15 protein-coding genes and 1 pseudogene are annotated in these 16,922 nt (G+C 45.5%); 7 read left to right on the top strand and 9 right to left on the bottom strand.

The genetic code is table 11. The features are described from left to right. Window positions 1–5: 5 nt before the first annotated feature. The 6 genes and pseudogenes from HMPREF0999_RS16825 to HMPREF0999_RS23260 form a co-directional block, all read right to left on the bottom strand. Window positions 6–1,412 carry a di-heme oxidoredictase family protein gene (locus tag HMPREF0999_RS16825; RefSeq protein ID WP_005861168.1) on the bottom strand — a complete coding sequence of 469 codons (1,407 nt, stop codon included), beginning with the start codon at window positions 1,410–1,412 and terminating at the stop codon, window positions 6–8. A gap of 17 nt (window positions 1,413–1,429) precedes the next feature. After that, entirely contained in the window at window positions 1,430–2,641 is a 1,212-nt protein-coding gene (locus tag HMPREF0999_RS16820; protein ID WP_005861167.1) for an imelysin family protein, read from the bottom strand. A 30-nt stretch (window positions 2,642–2,671) separates the two neighbouring features. Further along, window positions 2,672–3,985 (bottom strand): porin, encoded by a 1,314-nt coding sequence (locus tag HMPREF0999_RS16815; protein ID WP_005861166.1) that lies wholly within the window; start codon window positions 3,983–3,985, stop codon window positions 2,672–2,674. 517 nt (window positions 3,986–4,502) lie between these two features. Beyond that, window positions 4,503–5,408: a transcriptional regulator gene (locus HMPREF0999_RS16810; RefSeq protein WP_009276446.1), complete on the bottom strand. Its 906-nt coding sequence runs from the start codon at window positions 5,406–5,408 to the stop codon at window positions 4,503–4,505. A gap of 15 nt (window positions 5,409–5,423) precedes the next feature. Further along, entirely contained in the window at window positions 5,424–5,693 is a 270-nt protein-coding gene (locus HMPREF0999_RS16805) for a hypothetical protein (RefSeq protein WP_005861164.1), read from the bottom strand. 623 nt (window positions 5,694–6,316) lie between these two features. Continuing rightward, window positions 6,317–6,554: pseudogene (locus HMPREF0999_RS23260) on the bottom strand (transcriptional regulator); the annotation flags it as partial. Between the two features lie 452 nt (window positions 6,555–7,006). Between HMPREF0999_RS23260 and HMPREF0999_RS16795 the strand changes: the two are divergent. The 5 genes from HMPREF0999_RS16795 (at window position 7,007) to HMPREF0999_RS16775 (ending at window position 11,970) form a co-directional block, all read left to right on the top strand. Continuing rightward, the gene (locus HMPREF0999_RS16795; RefSeq protein ID WP_009276445.1) at window positions 7,007–7,417 is read left to right on the top strand and encodes a phosphoribosylaminoimidazolesuccinocarboxamide synthase; all 411 of its coding nucleotides are present in this window, start codon (window positions 7,007–7,009) and stop codon (window positions 7,415–7,417) included. A 37-nt stretch (window positions 7,418–7,454) separates the two neighbouring features. Next, window positions 7,455–9,002, top strand: a complete 1,548-nt coding sequence (locus HMPREF0999_RS16790) for a sulfatase family protein (protein ID WP_005861159.1) — start codon at window positions 7,455–7,457, stop codon at window positions 9,000–9,002. Continuing rightward, window positions 9,002–10,564 (top strand): arylsulfatase, encoded by a 1,563-nt coding sequence (locus HMPREF0999_RS16785; protein WP_005861155.1) that lies wholly within the window; start codon window positions 9,002–9,004, stop codon window positions 10,562–10,564. Before HMPREF0999_RS16790 ends, HMPREF0999_RS16785 begins: the two co-directional genes overlap by 1 nt. Before the next feature lie 103 nt (window positions 10,565–10,667). Next, window positions 10,668–11,327 (top strand): LysE family translocator, encoded by a 660-nt coding sequence (locus tag HMPREF0999_RS16780; RefSeq protein ID WP_005861153.1) that lies wholly within the window; start codon window positions 10,668–10,670, stop codon window positions 11,325–11,327. A gap of 1 nt (window position 11,328) precedes the next feature. Then, on the top strand, window positions 11,329–11,970 hold the full coding sequence (locus HMPREF0999_RS16775) for a carbohydrate-binding family 9-like protein (RefSeq protein WP_005861151.1): 642 nt from the start codon (window positions 11,329–11,331) through the stop codon (window positions 11,968–11,970). Window positions 11,971–12,025: 55 nt separating this feature from the next. On the opposite strand, the gene HMPREF0999_RS16770 is transcribed toward HMPREF0999_RS16775, so the two are convergent. Further along, window positions 12,026–12,433, bottom strand: coding sequence for a DUF6249 domain-containing protein (locus HMPREF0999_RS16770; RefSeq protein WP_005861149.1), 408 nt, complete (start codon window positions 12,431–12,433; stop codon window positions 12,026–12,028). 149 nt (window positions 12,434–12,582) lie between these two features. Here HMPREF0999_RS16770 and HMPREF0999_RS16765 point away from each other — a divergent pair, with 149 nt between their 5' ends. Together HMPREF0999_RS16765 and HMPREF0999_RS22095 are read left to right on the top strand one after the other, a co-directional pair. Further along, window positions 12,583–13,140 (top strand): RNA polymerase sigma factor, encoded by a 558-nt coding sequence (locus HMPREF0999_RS16765; RefSeq protein WP_010185258.1) that lies wholly within the window; start codon window positions 12,583–12,585, stop codon window positions 13,138–13,140. Next, complete coding sequence (locus HMPREF0999_RS22095) at window positions 13,133–13,489, top strand: hypothetical protein (protein WP_005861145.1); 357 nt, start codon at window positions 13,133–13,135, stop codon at window positions 13,487–13,489. The genes HMPREF0999_RS16765 and HMPREF0999_RS22095 overlap by 8 nt, the downstream gene beginning before the upstream one ends. Here the strand turns inward: HMPREF0999_RS22095 and HMPREF0999_RS16755 are convergent. Further along, on the bottom strand, window positions 13,434–15,566 hold the full coding sequence (locus HMPREF0999_RS16755) for a sensor histidine kinase (RefSeq protein WP_009276443.1): 2,133 nt from the start codon (window positions 15,564–15,566) through the stop codon (window positions 13,434–13,436). The two genes, HMPREF0999_RS22095 and HMPREF0999_RS16755, sit on opposite strands and share 56 nt — an antisense overlap. Then, complete coding sequence (locus tag HMPREF0999_RS16750; RefSeq protein WP_009276442.1) at window positions 15,563–16,855, bottom strand: sensor histidine kinase; 1,293 nt, start codon at window positions 16,853–16,855, stop codon at window positions 15,563–15,565. Before HMPREF0999_RS16750 ends, HMPREF0999_RS16755 begins: the two co-directional genes overlap by 4 nt. Between the last annotated feature and the right edge of the window lie 67 nt (window positions 16,856–16,922).

Genomic DNA, 16,922 nt, shown 5'->3' with positions numbered 1-16,922 from the left:
TTTATTTATAAACTTTGTAGGAATTTAATCAGAGCGGCCCGCTCGTCTTTTGTCATGCGAGAGAATAGGGTACGCGACGCAGCTCCTTCCCCACCATGCCACATAATAGCCTCCGTCAGGTTCCGGGCACGGCCATCATGTAAATAATAGGTATGGCCGTTTACGACCTCTTGTAATCCCAATCCCCATAACGGGGTAGTCCTCCATTCATTACCGTTGGCCAAGCCACTGGGATAATCATCCCCTAGCTCAACACCCATATCATGCAATAAAAAGTCCGAATAAGGATGGATCACCTGATTACCTAATTGAGGCAATTCCGTATTATTCAAAAGGACAGATCCGCGAGGGCGTGTCTTCAAGGAAGTCACATGGCATAAATGACATTTCGCTTGATAGAAAAGTTGCTCTCCTTGAAGAACCGTAGGATCATCCACATTCCGACGGGCGGGTACCCCCAAGGTCTGGAGGTATAAATCCACATCTTCCATATCTTCCGTAGAGACCTGCGCCCCGGTCATGGCAAAACCCATCATATTACCCTGTCCTTCTCCTACCTCATGCGGGAAACGATCGTTCGTTACACCGAGGTCGGAAGAGAATCCCAATTCCACCGTTAAGTCGGCATGATTCGCCTTATTACCAGAGATACCGATCTGTTTCTTTCCCTTTTCCGTCACATAGTTTATACGTCCACTAATACCATATTCCGGATAATTGCTTTTAGCGGCGATCTGCTTTAGCATATCCAAGTCGAGCGCCATCATCTGCCCCATTCCGACATGCCGTAAGGGTTGACGTACGGAAATCCGTAAATCCGACATCGGGATACTATCGGCATACCATTCTTTTATCTCATAATGAGGAGTGACCAACTCATATTCCTCCCCATCGGGAAACGTATATTTTTGGGAAGTAGTAGTAATCTTAACCCTTCCCTCCGGTTTCGTTCCGTATATCGCTTGATCATGTAGTACCCGGCCATAATCTTGAAAATAGCCGCCACTTTTACGTGATATATAAATAAGCATGGATGAGAAGCCGGGGCCGGAACCTCCATCAGCTATAGCCGGACGGGTCCGCCCGGTACTTTTATGACAGGAACCGCAAGAATATCCGGCATAAAGCGGCCCTAGTCCTCCACCATCCACATTCTCAACACCGCGAGCATCGTCGTACAATCCATCACCACGATTAAATCGCGTCTCTAATTCGCCCGTAACCCAGTTTGCCTGCGTATCGTACGCATCCGGGGCATTGGAGAAAATGGTTGAGATACCCGCGGACAACTCCTTCTCGGAAGCTACCTGCCCATTGGGTTTCTTAACCTGCCAATTTTCCAAGTCCTCGGATTCGCAACTACACAGCAGACTACCGGATAAAGCGAATAATAGAAGTAATCTTCGTTTCATCGTATCGGCTTGTCCGATTAGTTCGTGAACTTAGACTTAACAACGCCCAAACCTGTCGTTAAATCAGCGCAAGCTTCTGTAGCCGTATTGATATGCTCCGTATCCCCTAGATTGTTACGGAAAGGATAGCCGATCGCATTGATAGCGTCGATTGTCTTATCAATTTGAACTACCATCAAACTATCCAACGTAGGATTAATCATTTTAGTCAACGCATGCAAGCTACTCTCGGAAGCGGATTCCTCATCCAAATCACGACCGCCGAAATAAGCGTTCTTGATACTTACGATATTGTTCTTATAGTCGTCCAAGGAATTCCAGCTATACCAAGACTCTACAGCCAAGACACCGGGGTTATTCGGGTCAGTAGCGTCTTTATTACTTCCATTCCATGCGGTCACCGGGTCAGTTATCTTAGCGGAACCTACTTCATTGGAGATTCCGGCCATACCATTATTTCCATTCAGCATAAGCTCAATCGCCTGATAAACATTACCAATGGAATAGGCAGAACCGTCATGTTTCTTCATAGCCTCCGCATAAGAAGAAGGAACATCCGAAGTTCCTAAGCCTTTCAACCAACCATTGTATAAGTCTTGAGTATCAGATAACATACGTTCGGACACTAACTTCAAATACTCCAATTCATTCTTTGCGAACGGGCTTGTTTCCAGATCACGAGGCTCGCCGTCTAAGAATAACATCTTTTCCGCCGTATGGAATCCACGTAAATTTTGAGGACCATCTTCCGCGTCTTCGTCTACAGCTCCTGAAATCTTGCTGAATTCTCCTGTAGCTATAATCTCCTCTATACCGTTCTTATCCAAAGGCCAGCTATCCAAGCTCGGGTCGAGCTGTGCCAAATCCGCCACACCGAACAAGAATGCCTCACTTTGTTCCCAAGGTACACGAACCGCACGCCAAGCGTCGCAGGCATCCGCTAAATCATTCTTAGAACCAGACGCGATGAACTTGTCTACCGCATTTTTATAGGCAGTCATCTTTGTCAACATGTCTTTATAGGTAGGCAAAGCTACCTCATCAACGAAAGTAGCGACAACCGCACTCATCTGATCTTCTGTTGGTTTCGTACCCGAATCCGCAGGAAGATTCTTAAAGTCATAAGTTACAACATCGGGGTCCTTACCCGGATCATCGTCGTCTCCACAAGAAGTGAAGCTCAAAGCCACACCCATCAACATCATGGGTAATAAAAGTACTTTTTTCATATTCTTACATATATATTTGTTAATAGTCTATTATCTTGATAAGAACCAGCCGATATAAGCGATACCGACAGAAACCATATTCTGGCTATTATAATCACCCTTACCTACAATACGGTGCGCATAATCCGCCTTTACGACCAGATTAGGCAACGCGTAATAGTTAAGGCCTGCCGTAATCACGCTCTTTTGAAGACGTCTATCCGCCAGTTTATTACTGCCTTTTTCTACGGATTGCATCGGATTATAATATTCGTAGCGAACGAAAGGATAAATTCTAGGGGCTTTCCGGCTAAAGAAGGAACCTACATTATAGCCAACCTCAGCCGCATAACTGACAGCGGTCTCCGCCACGGTTGAATTAGGATATCCGGAAGCTGAAGATGAGTTATTGTTTACCTTCGTCAAAGCGTTGCTGTTGCCCAGATGGCCGTAAACGATATTACCTCTGGCGATCAAATTATTGTTCGGACTTTTATATTGAGCGTCCGCCGTCACGATGGTAAGCGGATATTTCTCACCTTGGTTACGCAGCGGTTTGCTACTATTCTTAGAGGGTTGGTTATAATAAAAAGAAGCGCCCACACGTAAGCCTTTAAATTTCTTCACTCCATTATAGTTGACACGAGCCACAAAGGCAGGATGCGTAAATTGAGTTTCCTCGAAAGCGCCTTGCGTACCTTTGCCAACCCAGTTCTCCATACGGAAACCTTGTGGGTCCAGACCGGAAACGACTTGTAACTCGTAATCGAAATTTCCTAAATCACCAAATAGAGCCACACCCGTCTCATGCCAAGTAGAAGGTAATATGGTAGTCTCTCCTTCCGGACGATATACACCAAAAAAGTTCAAGGGTTCATGATGTGCGTTGGTCAAGCCTACCGGTACGATCATATGTCCAAAACGGAAGTTTAAATGCTTGTTCATCAGATAAGAGATATGGAACTGCTCCAAGGCGACCTCGCCACCTTTCTCGATCTCGGTCTCATATTCTCCATTCTCCTCGTACCACTCCACTTCCCGTGCGGCGCCTGTTCCTCCATACTCAAACTCAATCTCGGAACTCAGTACCCATTTGGGAGAGAACTTATAATCAAAAGCTAAAATAAAACGAGGGATAGAGACAGTAGCCCGATTCATATGTGATGTACCTTGAGGTGTCACCCAATTCCAGTCATAATCCATATAACTGGCAGCCATCTCACCATATCCTCCAAAACGGAATTTAGAAAAACCGTCGGCATACATCTCCGATGCCTTTACGGTAGAGCTCATATTACTCTCTTGAGCATGTAGAGCGGTAAAGGAAAGTAATCCAATCGCTAATAAATTTGTTAACGTTCTCATTGCGTTTTATAATTTTTGGCAAAATTACAGGGGCTGAGAATTTGCTACAATCGCCCGAAGTAGGTAAAATGAGACCCTAATTACCTACTCATAGGTATCCCGGAAGAATATTTTCAGGACGTCACACCCAATAGGCCCCATTATTGACCCGCAAGACAACTTGATAGTTAATTTTGGAAAATACGGTTTTGTATTATTTCAGAGGTAAGCGTTAGTTATTACAAGCGAGAAGATCATTAGTTCTAAAAATCGATCTCCATGAAAAGATATATAACAATTAATAGGTATGAGCTCTCCTTTTTTACATATATATAGGTATTGCGCACCCTTATAGGCCGACGTATCTTTGCAATGTCAAAAAGAATGTAACACTATTAGTATATCGCAAACCAAAGCCTTCTGCTAATTTTATGTAAGCATATAAGATGATTAACACCGTAGTGTCGGGAAGTTTTTATTGGTTATTTCCGGCATCACATAAAAAGGGCCTCCCTGTGAAGAGAGGCTCTTTTTGTGTTCAGCTATCCGGTTCATTGATGATGTATTGATAGAGATCCGAGTCTCCGGCCTTATTCATGATCTTATGCTTTTCCAGCTGAAATTTTAACTGGTCTAAACCGAGAGGGCCGAATCCCGGGATCTTCAACAAAGAATCGAGCCCTTTCTTCCTAGCGTAGCGCAATAGGTCCTCCATAGTTTCCAGCTCCAATTTTTGGAGGCATTTACGGATGTAGGGAGACAGGGTTAGGCTTGTGACCGGTAGGGAGATCCGTCTGGCCGCATCCGTGGGGATGTCGAACGACGATTTCGGAGCATCGAGACTCAAGCCACTTTTGAGGACTGCTTTATAGAGCGTTCTCAGCTCATATTCCATGTTTCGCTTCTCAAGCCGCAGGCGCTCTATCTCTAGGTCTTGACAGCTGATCGTTTTCTTATATTCGGCTAAGAATCCGGTGTTTTCCTGCAAGCGGAGTACTATGTTCTTATATCGGTAGCACATCCTATCGTAAGATATATCGCAGCGTTTGGCTACGTCCAGTATTTTTGCCCCAGAGGTTATTTCCGTGAATATATACCGATCTTGCTTATCATCTATAAATGTGGATAGTTCGGCGATGATTTGTTTAAGTAGGGGAGAGATGTTCTTTAAGGATCGTAGGCAGAAAAGGTAATCGTCGTACTGGGCGATAATCTCGTCGGCTTCCTCCTCCTTGTCTTGAATGACCAGTTGCAAGTATAGTTTTTGAATCCCTAGATGTTCGATATGGGCAATGAAATCACGTAGGTTCTCAGGATCTACCATACGTGTACCGGTTCTCGTATGGAAAGAGGTTATCTTTCGGGATTTTACCCAATCTTCAATCTCCTCGTACGGGAAACCGGTAATACGGGCGGCTTCTTCTATGGATATGAGTTCTGGCATAAGCATAAGATTGTATTACGAATAAAGTTGTTTTTGTTTAGTTAAAATGCGGAATTTGGAACCGACCAATAACGGTAAGTAGATCAGGTATTCTTTTCGCATCTCAATTAAGAAATAAGAGCCATCATGGGACACTCCCGTAATGTCACTATATCTCCGCACGATACCATGTATCTGGAATTCCCTCTCATTACAATAAAACCCTAACTCTGGAAAATACTTGCTGAAACAAGCGGAGTAGTAAATAAAGAGATTCTGGATCTCATCAATATTACAAGCGTCCATAAGCCATTCACTTTACATGATTAATTATTAGATTTACAAGATCCGGACATGTTTTAGAAAAGATGTCCTTCGTAAAGACGAGCGCTATATGGCTTTTGTTAAGTAGTGGTCCTTTCTTATAAAATAAAGGAAGGGCGAGGACTGAACATTTATGTAGACGAAGGTTCGGCTAAGACCCAACTCCCAATAAAGTCAGCCACACGCCCCCTTTATCTGTATACAAAATATATCCATACTATATTAGCATAGATAACACGTATATCCAGTAAAGGGTTGCGGGGCCTTCTTCGTGCATAGGGAGATTTAAGAAAATTAGCCGATTTTCGTCCTACAGCACAAATATCACACGCAACACGAGGCTCTTAATTAAAAAGCCTTTTCTTGTCGCAAATATACGTATTAATAATATTTCAACCTAAGATAATCCATATGTTTTTTAGTTTATCATTGTTTGATACCAATTATTCGCTTTGACTTATCCAGTCATGCAAATGTATAATATTTTATTTGATTTTCAAACTCCAATACCTCACTTCCAAAGCAAGCTAACTTACTTTTTTCGCCCAATTTTGTCTCCAGTTGTAGAGACGCAGCGTGCTGCGTCTCATCCCCTCAAAATGGTAACTTAAAATAATACGCCAATAACCACCAAAGTCTGCGCCTTCACGAGACAATATACCCATAGAACGCAATTTTGCGATTTGTTTTTCTACAGCACGGGAACTTATACCTAATTTTATAAGCCATAGCTTCGGCTGACATAGAAAGGTCGGAAATGACAAGGTCGATGATCTTCTGTGCTGTTCTACCTATATTTTTAGGCTTATCCGCAGTGTCTCCGAACTCACTCTCCGAACTTTTCTTCATTTACAAGAATGTTTGCTGGCATCCACTTGGGTAGGAAGTGAATCCCATGTCATGTGCATACCCTTCAATATCAATATTACCCACTCTTGTATAGGCAGTGCGTGTTCCGTCTTGGTAATAATAATATACAATAAGGTATACAAATGGCACAAATATATAAATTGTTTAATATCAACACCTTAAAAACACGATTGTGATTTTTGAAAAACACGTACGTGTTTCTGTAAAAAGTCGTACATGTTTTTCGGGAAACACGTACGACTTTTTACAGCATCATTCGATAAGGAGCAAGAGCGTACATGAAAATATACGATAAGCCCCCCTTTTAACCAGAGCCAAAAAGCATTTCTTCCTAAGCTCCATCTCATAGATATTTTGGTGTAGTTACCCTGATTCTGAAATAATTTGGTTATTTTTGTATATAATTAATGTCCATAGAACATGCCATGAATAAGAAATTGCAGATACACAACAGCACGGCTGAATTCTTGATTTTCCAAATAGAAAATAAAGAAGAAGGTATAGAAGTCTTATATCAAGACGAAAGCCTTTGGCTGACGCAGGATGCTATTGCCGTATTGTTCGATAAAAGCCGTTCCACTATCACGGAACATCTACAAAATATATTTCAAAGCCAAGAATTACAAGAAGACTCAGTCTGTCGGAAATTCCGACGAACTGCTTCCGATGGCAAAAGCTACGCAACTAAATATTACAAGTTTGCCATTCGCGGCTATGTCGTTGATAAGAAAAGATTTGAGAAATACCGTATCATTCAAGACCGTCTATTCCAATCCGATTTTGATAAATACCAGACAGATAACCTTCTTGATTTTGATAACGAAATAGAGTCATAATACAAACTCTTTATAGAACATCTAAATAATAAACAACATGAAATCAACACTTATCGTAGGGATCGGTGCCTCGCTTCTTACAGCCGGTATCGCAAAAGCCCAACAGAGACAAGACATTACACCTAGAACGCCAAACGTATTGTTCATCTACGCGGATGACTTGGGATATGGAGACTTGGAATGCTACGACGGCACGCAAGTGAAAACCCCGAATATCAACCGACTCGCCAAGAACGGCATCCGCTTCACCAATGCTCACGCGACCGCTTCTACCAGTACGCCCTCCCGATATTCCATGCTAACCGGAGAGTACGCATGGCGCCGCCCGGGAACGGACATCGCCGCGGGAAACGCCGGAATGATCATACGACCGGAGCGTTATACGATAGCCGATATGTTCAAGAACGCGGGATACGCCACGGCCGCTATCGGCAAATGGCATCTTGGCCTAGGAGACAAAGCGGGAGAGCAAGACTGGAACGCCCCACTCCCCACCGCCCTTGGCGATCTGGGATTTGATTATTCCTATATCATGGCGGCGACGGCAGACCGCGTCCCCTGCGTATTCATCGAGAACGGGCAGGTGGCGAACTACGATCCGGACACCCCGATCTATGTCAGTTACCAGAAGAACTTTCCCGGAGAGCCGACCGGAAAAGATAATCCGGAATTATTATACAACCAGAAGCCTAGTTTCGGGCACGACCAATCCATCGTAAACGGAATCAGCCGTATCGGTTACATGAAAGGTGGCGGCAAGGCGCTTTGGAAAGACGAGAATATCGCCGATTCTATCGTGACACACGCCATCGATTTTATCAAGGAGAATAAAGAGAAGCCTTTCTTCATGTATTTCGCCACGAACGACGTGCATGTACCCCGCTTCCCGCACGACCGTTTCCGGGGAAAGAACCCGATGGGCGTGAGGGGCGACGCTATCGAGCAATTCGACTGGAGCGTAGGCCAATTGATGAAAACATTGGATGAGATGGGATTGACGGAAAACACCTTGATCATCTTGTCAAGCGACAACGGACCTGTCGTAGACGATGGTTACGCGGACCGGGCCGTGGAGCTATTAGGCGATCATAAACCCGCCGGACCGCTTAGAGGTAATAAATACAGTGCCTTCGAAGGGGGAACCCGTATCCCGGCTATCGTACATTGGCCAAAGGAGATCAAGCAAGCCGCCGTATCAGATGCGCTAGTGAGCCAGATCGACTGGTTCGCCTCCCTTGCCTCACTGACGAATTCCCGTCTTCCGGAAGGAAGCGCGCCGGATAGCTATGATTATCTGGATACTTGGATCGGGAAAAGCAAGGAAGACCGCCCGTGGGTAATCGAGCAAGCGCTTAATAAGGCACTCTCCGTCCGTACGAAAGATTGGAAATATATCGAGCCGAGCGTAGGTTCCGCTATCATGGAATATGAGAAGATTGAGACCGGATATTCCCCCGAGCCTCAGTTATACGACATGACGAAGGTCTACGAGGAAGGAAACAAGGCCTTGCAACATCCGGAGATCGTTTTCCAATTGCAGGGAATCTTAAAAGGAGTTCGGGATCACACTATCAAGGCTAAATAATGGAAAGAAGAAACTTCATTAAATCATCCCTCGGAATCGGTCTGGGTGCGACACTTCCGGGGATGACGCATAGCAAAAGCGGGAAAGAGGCAGAGACCGCCGTCTCTCCCGCCATGCCCGTAAAGAGCGGTAAGCCGCATATCATCTTGATCATGACCGATCAACAACGGGGCGACGCCCTCGGCTGCATGGGAAACAAGGCGGTGATCTCACCGAATATCGACCGGCTGGCGCAAGAAGGCTCGTTGTTCGTGAGCGGATATTCCTCCGCTCCAAGTAGTACTCCGGGACGGGCCGGTTTATTGACCGGGATGTCTCCTTGGCATCATGGTATGCTGGGATACGGACGCATGGCCTTGAAGTATCGTTACGAGATGCCTCAGATGATGCGGAATCTGGGGTATTATACCTTCGGGATCGGTAAGATGCATTGGTTTCCGCAGAAAGCACTTCACGGATTCCACGCGACCTTGATCGACGAGAGTGGCCGGGTGGAAAGTCCCGATTTCATCAGCGATTACCGGGAATGGTTTCAATTGCAGGCACCCGGCAAAGACCCGGATCTTACGGGTATCGGCTGGAACGACCATGCCGCCGGTGTCTATAAGTTAGACGAACGGCTTCATCCTACGGCTTGGACCGGACAGACCGCTTGCGAGTTGATCCGGAACTACGACAACGACAAGCCCTTATTCCTCAAGGTATCATTCGCCCGCCCGCATAGTCCTTATGATCCGCCTCAACGTTATCTGGATATGTATAAGGACGCAGATATCCCGAAACCCCATATAGGAGATTGGTGCGGACAATACGCCGAGCCGAAAGATCCTCTCCAAGGAGCATCGGATGCCCCATTCGGTAATTTCGGGGATGCGTATGCCATAAACTCCCGTCGCCATTATTACGCCAATATCACCTTTATCGACGATCAAGTAGGGCAAATCATCCAGACCCTAAAAGACAAAGGTATGTACGACAATGCCCTGATTTGTTTCACGGCGGATCATGGTGATATGTTGGGCGATCATTATCATTGGCGGAAAACCTATCCGTACGAGGGTTCGGCCCATATTCCTTATATCGTAAAATGGCCCGCCGGTATATCCAAATCCATACCGGACGGAAGCAGCATAGAACAACCTGTAGAACTGAGAGACTTCTTGCCTACCTTTATCGATATCGCCGGCGGGTCGGTTCCTCCCGATATGGACGGGCGGTCTTTACTCAAGCTGATCCAAGGCCAGCAGGAACAATGGCGCCCCTATATAGACATGGAGCATGCCACTTGCTATAGCGACGATAATTACTGGGCAGCCCTTACCGATGGGAAGATTAAGTATATCTGGAATTTCCACAACGGAAGCGAGCAGTTGTTCGATTTACGGGAAGACCCGGGAGAGACACATAACCTTAGTGAGGACGCAGCCTATCAGAATAAGTTGTCCGAACTACGCAAGATGATGGTAGAGCATCTGTCCGAGCGAGGAGATTCATTCGTGAAAGACGGTAAATTGATGACTCTCGATACGACCCTATTGTACAGTCCCAATTTCCCGAAATAAGGGACGAGCGAGCCTCGTCCCTACAGTATCTTACGTTTTTTACCTTTTTTTTATCGCGGAATGGATGTATCTTTGCCCAAGAAACTAGAAGAGACTCAACTTAATGCTAGGAATCGTTAGTAAAGGAATCATTATAGGTGTATTGGTTTCGGCCCCCATGGGCCCCATCGGTATGCTCTGTATACAAAGAACACTAAATAAAGGACGTTGGCACGGGTTCGTCACCGGATTAGGGGCCGCTCTATCCGACGTGATTTATGCGGCACTGACTTGTCTGGGCATGGGAGTTGTGGTCAACTTCGTGGAGGCGAACCAAGCGCCCCTGCAATTGATCGGAAGTATCGTTCTCGGCATTTTCGGGTATTATATCTTCCAAAGCAACCCGACTAGGAACCTAAAGAAACACCGAGAAAAAAAATTATCGTTCACCCAAGACTTTATTACAGCTTTTCTACTTACCTTTAGCAACGTGTTAATCGTCTTGCTCTATATAGGATTATTCGCCCGGTTTGGTTTCGTGCTGCCTGAACATTCGTTTTGGCTGCTGGTATTGGGCATTGTTTGCATAGGGTTAGGGGCCGTTCTTTGGTGGTTCGGCATAACATATATTATTGGAAAACTGAGAAAATGGTTCAACGTTAGAGGTATTTGGTTACTGAACCGGATCGTGGGCTCTGTCATTATCGTATTGTCTATTATCGGTGCCCTATCGGTTTTATTGACCTCCTACTTACAATGGCCTTTACTTCAAATCTATAGTTAAAATGAAAAGACTGAAAGTTCCTGTTATCCCTGTTCTGGATGTACTCGATATAACATCCATAGAACCGATTCTTGAGGTGCAATCCCAACGTGAGTTCCTCACCCATGCCAATTGGCATGAGTATCCATATAAGCCGATCACCGCTTTTAATATAGCCCGGACAGAGAAAAATCTATATATACGATATAGCGTGCAGGGTAATTCGCTAAAGGCGTCTTATGAGATGGACAATTCCTCGGTCCATAAGGATAGTTGCGTGGAATTCTTCATGAAAAAGGAAGGTGACTCGCATTATATGAATTTCGAGTTTAATTGTATCGGGACTTGCGATGCCGCCCGCCGTACCTCACGGGATATCAAGACGTCGCTTTCGCAAGAAGAGTATAAAAGCATCATAAGACTCCCATCCGTGAGAAGAAGGGCATTCGAGGAGATTAAAGGTATTCATACATGGAACTTAATCGTAGTCATACCACTCAAGTTGATGGGGTTAGATCCTAGTAATCTGCCGGAGAAAATACTAGGGAACTTCTATAAATGCGCCGATGAGACAATGAATCCGCATTTCGTAAGTTGGAGTCCGATCGACCTTCCCGAGCCTAATTTCCATTGTCCTGAATTCTTCGGGGAGATCTACCTGTAGTATAGACGTAGCGTGCTGCATGCAGCACGCTACGTCTATACAGGCAAGCCTATGGCTATTTATTATTCTTACCTAGTTTCAGCTCAATGACGAACGCTATTATCAAGCCGATTCCCCCGAACAAAAGAACCGAAGCCCCATAAGCCGTACCCGCTACCTCATGCCTGTACCAACCATCATCATAATAAGAATTTGTCGCCATACACATATTAATAATAAAGCCTACCAACAAACCTAATCCGATTCCCACCAAAAGGCACCCGGCCTTTAAGCTACTGAACGAGAAGTTTCGCATGTAGTGAGGCAGTCCCAATTTACCATCGAAAGCAGAGGCATCCAGTTTATCACCGATCTTCTCGATAATCGCCAAACGTTCCCTCTTGCGAACAAACAACTCAAATAATCCGTAAATACCTGCACAAACGATTCCGACAACTAGCGGAACAGAAATAAAATCCATCATAACTGTATAATTTTAATTGATTCATTCATATTGTTTGCTAATTTGACGCAACAGTTTCCCATAGGTTACACCTCCGGGCTGAAAAATATTTTTTATTTTTGTTACCGCAAGTTGTAACCTATTTACCCGGCTTGCGTCCATTAAGTACAATGGAATTGTATACCGATACATATTACATACAAAGGATACAAGCGGGGGACGTGGCATGTTTCGTTTGCCTTTTGGACAAGTATAGCCGTCCGATTAACTCGTTGATCCTCAAAGTGGTACAAAACCAAGAGGAGGCTGAGGAGTTGGCGCAAGATACGTTTATGAAGGTATTCAAAAACCTCGCCTCATTCAAAGGGGATTGCAGTTTCTCCACATGGATTTACCGGATCGCTTACAACACGGCGATCTCGTCGGTCCGGAAGAAGAGATATGAGTTTCTAGCGATTGAGGAGACTACACTTGAAAACGTATCGGAGGAGGAAATTACGAACCTGTTCGGACAAACCGAATCCACGGAACAGGTTCAAAGATTGGAAGTCGCCCTTGAACAACTTCTACCGGACGAACGGGCCTTGATCTTGCTCTTTTATTGGAAAGAAAAAACAATAGAAGAACTGGTCTCTATCACCGGCTTGACCGCCTCGAATATTAAAGTCAAGCTACATCGCATCCGAAAAAAATTGTTTGTATTATTAAATGGAATGGATCATGAGTAAGATAAACACAAATAAGGAACAACCCGATTTATTGGGGGATTTATTCAAACGCATACCGGAGGAGGAGCTTCCCGCCTCGTTCCGTTCGAACGTAATGCGACAAATCATGCTTGAGTCCGCAAAGGCGAAGAAACGTGACGAACGGTTCAGCCTGTTAGCGGCGATCGTGGCCTCGCTTATCATGATTTCCCTCGCGATCGTATCTTTCGTATATATGGAGATACCCAAGATAGCCATCCCCACGATAAGCACATCGGCCTTGGCTTTCTATTTATACATAGGGGCCATCACGCTCATACTTCTATTGGCGGATTATAAATTGAGGAATCTATTTCACAAGAAAGGATAAGCACGAAGCGAGCCCCGTCTGTATACGAAGAGTCGATAAACAAGGCGCCGTCCAGCCGCTCGGCGATCAGGAGACAGATAGAGAGCCCCAAACCCACGCCGGGCTTGTAATCGTCCAGCTTCTCAAAGCGGTTGAATATGGTAGCCTGTTTTTCAAGGGGGATTCCGGCGCCCGTATCCGTAACGGCTATACGTACCTTCTTCCGGTCCGGCTCAAGTTGAAACGATAGATTAATCTCGCCTTTCTCCGTAAATTTAGCGGCGTTTGTCAACAGTTGTTGCAGGCGCAGATTATCTACATGTACCACGATTGGTTCCCCGGCGGGAGAAAAAGTCAATTTAACCCCATCCGGTATCCGGTGGCGTACACTCTCCAAAGCCATTTGGCAACATACTAAAAGCAGATGATCCTTGATGTCAAAATGAAGGTCTCCGGTCTCCATCCGGGATAAGTCCAATACGTCGTTTACCAGATTCAACATCAGATCCGTGTTGTTCCGGATGATAGACGAATATTCCTTCCGCTCCTCCTCATCGGTAGAAGGTTCCACCAATAAACCGGAGAACCCCACGATAGCATTTAACGGAGTCCGGACCTCGTGGCTCATATTCGCCAGGAAAGCGCTTTTCATCAAGCTAGCCTCTTCCGCACGGGTCTTTTCCTTTATCAACTGTCTTTGAGATTCCAAAAGCAACTCTTTCTCCCGCTGCAACTGGTTCTTCAAGGATCGTAGATGACGGTAGTACAAAAACAGGACATAGAGAAGGATCAACAGCACGACCGATATGGATAGGATAAAGATCAGCAGATCCTGTTTCCGGGCGATGCGTTGCCCGGCCTCCTTCAATTCCGTTTCTTTCAACTCCTTTTCATGCAGCTCATGCAAGGTACGCAATTGGTTTACCTGCCGGAGAAAAGAAGTTCCCCGCCTTTTCGTCAGCGTACTATAAAGTTCGTCATATAGAGCCATGACCTCCCCAAGTAGTCCCTGTTCCTTCAAGATATCCGCCTTGAACTGGATATCCTCGGGCAGCCGCTCGGTCTCCAGCACTTCATTTATACAATGAAGCGCCAGCGGAATGTCTCCTGCCGCCTTATGATAACGGGCCTTAACCGCCAGGTAGGTATTGATCGCATAATCTCCCTCAACCCAATTACTATCCGCATAAGAAGAGGCTTGATCCAACGAACGCTTGGCATTCTCCAAGTCTCCTTGCGAAAGATAAAAACTCGTGTAAAAAGAATAAAGTAACCAATATTCTCTTTTAATAGACAAAAGATCGTTTTTCTCTTGGTAGATCTTATACTGCTCATCGAGCAAAGCCTTATATTGCCCTAAGATCCGTTCCGTCGACGCGTATTGCTTCGTCCGTACGCTACTCTCCAATTGATAAGAAGTTAACCGGACCTTAGTATCCATGATATCCGGCACATCCTTTATATCCTTCAATAAATCAAGGCTTTCCTGAAAAGAGACGACAGCGTCGCTATCCCTCCGGATTCGTTGGTAAATCAATCCTAATGTCTCCGAGCAACGGAGCAAGCCATATCTATGATCCAAGTTGCTCGCCAACCGATACAGATCCATAGCTTCGCTCATCGTCAGCTCATAATTCCCAAGCCAAAGGAGATCTTGGCAGGAAAGGCTCTTCACGTCAAACAACACATTCGGGTATTCATGCCGGGCCTTGGCTATGGAGTCTACGAGAGAACAATAATATTCCAAACTATCACGTACAGACTGATCGTAATAATATTCGGCTAAGTTCTTCAATCCCAAGTATGCGACAGATATAGAATCCACCGCCATCGCATTTTCATAAAGACGTTCATTATAAACCTTCATCTCGGATTGCTGCTGGTACAGGAATGCCAACCTCCGCAATAAGGGCAAGGTAGACGCTATTGTCGGGCAGTCCGGCAATAACCTCTCCAAGCTGTCGATCTCCGTTAAACGATCCTTGGCGGGAGGAGGTGTGGAAGATTTCATCGAACCGCAAGATACGCCTAGGAAGATCACGATGACCATCCCCATACGTATGGATATCCAGTTATTGAGTCGATTCTTCTGTCTCATATGGGGGTCTCAATTAAATTCGTTGGATGTATAAAGACAAACCGGGCTCCATCCTTATAAGAGATGTCCACCGATAAAGAGCCATTAAGCTGCTCCGAGATGATCTGGCAAACAGATAGTCCTAGGCCGGTACCTTGAATAAAGTCGTCCAGTTTCTCAAAACGCTCGAATATCTTTTCGCACTTATCCTCCGGGATCCCGCAGCCCGTATCCGTAACGGAGAAACGGACCTCCTCCTTGCCCTCATCCACGGTAAACGAGAGATTGATCTCTCCCTCAGAGGTGAATTTAGCGGCATTCGACAACAAGTTAGTCAGCAACTGCTGTAAACGCAAGGCATCCGTATTCAAGGTATAAGATTCAAGCGAGGGAGTAAACGTCAATCGGCCCCCGGGCTTCACCCGATGGCGAATCGAATCCAACGCCCTCTGGCAACAGGCGACCAGATCGTTTGGCTTCACGCTGAACTTGATCTTGCCGGATTCCAAACGGGATAAATCCAGGACATCGTTCACCAGATTCAATAGCAACTCGGAACTATGGTTCACCTCCCCGGCAAACCGGATCTTCTCCTCCTCGCTATACTCGCTACTCGCCAATAATTCCGAGAACCCGACAATGGCGTTCAACGGCGTACGCACCTCATGGCTGATATTGGCGATAAATGCGCTTTTCTTCTTGTTCGCCGCCTCCGCCTCTTTCGTCACGACCCTCAGTTGCTTCTCCGAAGCGATCAAGGAGTCTTTCTCCTGAAGCAACTCATTTCTCAACCGCTTAGTATGCATATAAATACGCCACAACATATAGAGTAGGCCCATCAAGACCAATAGAAGACCGATAGATACGACAATCTGCTTCTGCTTCAAAGCTTCTTGCTCCGATTTCAGCTTCAACTCCCGATCTTGCTTTTCCATGTCATTCAAGTCATTCAATACACGGAGTTGCTCGATTTGCCGGTCGAAGGCATCCATGTTGATCGTCTCCGTCTTATTGATGATCTCCTCATAGATAGTGACCGCCTCTTGCAATTGGCCGGACGATTGCAATATCGCTTTCTTCATCTCCAACTTATCCAGATCACGATTGATCTTTAAAGCCAGATTGACGGCGGACAACGCATGCCTATAATCTTTCTCCTTCCAATAATAAAATGATTTTGTCCGCAGATATTGAGCCTCCACCCTATCCCCAAAAGAACTATCCAAATAAGCGGTCGCCTGATCCAAATACGCCTGTGCCTTTCCCGAATTCCCTTTCATGGTATACAGCTCGCAATAATAGCAACTCATCAAGCAACGATGACGTTTTACCGGAAAAATCTTTCCCTCCCCATTATACTTCCTTTCCAAGGAATCC

This window comes from Parabacteroides sp. D25 (genome assembly GCF_000307475.1).
GTDB lineage: Bacteria > Bacteroidota > Bacteroidia > Bacteroidales > Tannerellaceae > Parabacteroides > Parabacteroides distasonis.
The sequence above is the reverse complement of the archived record's forward strand: the minus strand, read 5'-3'. Positions and strand labels throughout refer to the sequence as shown.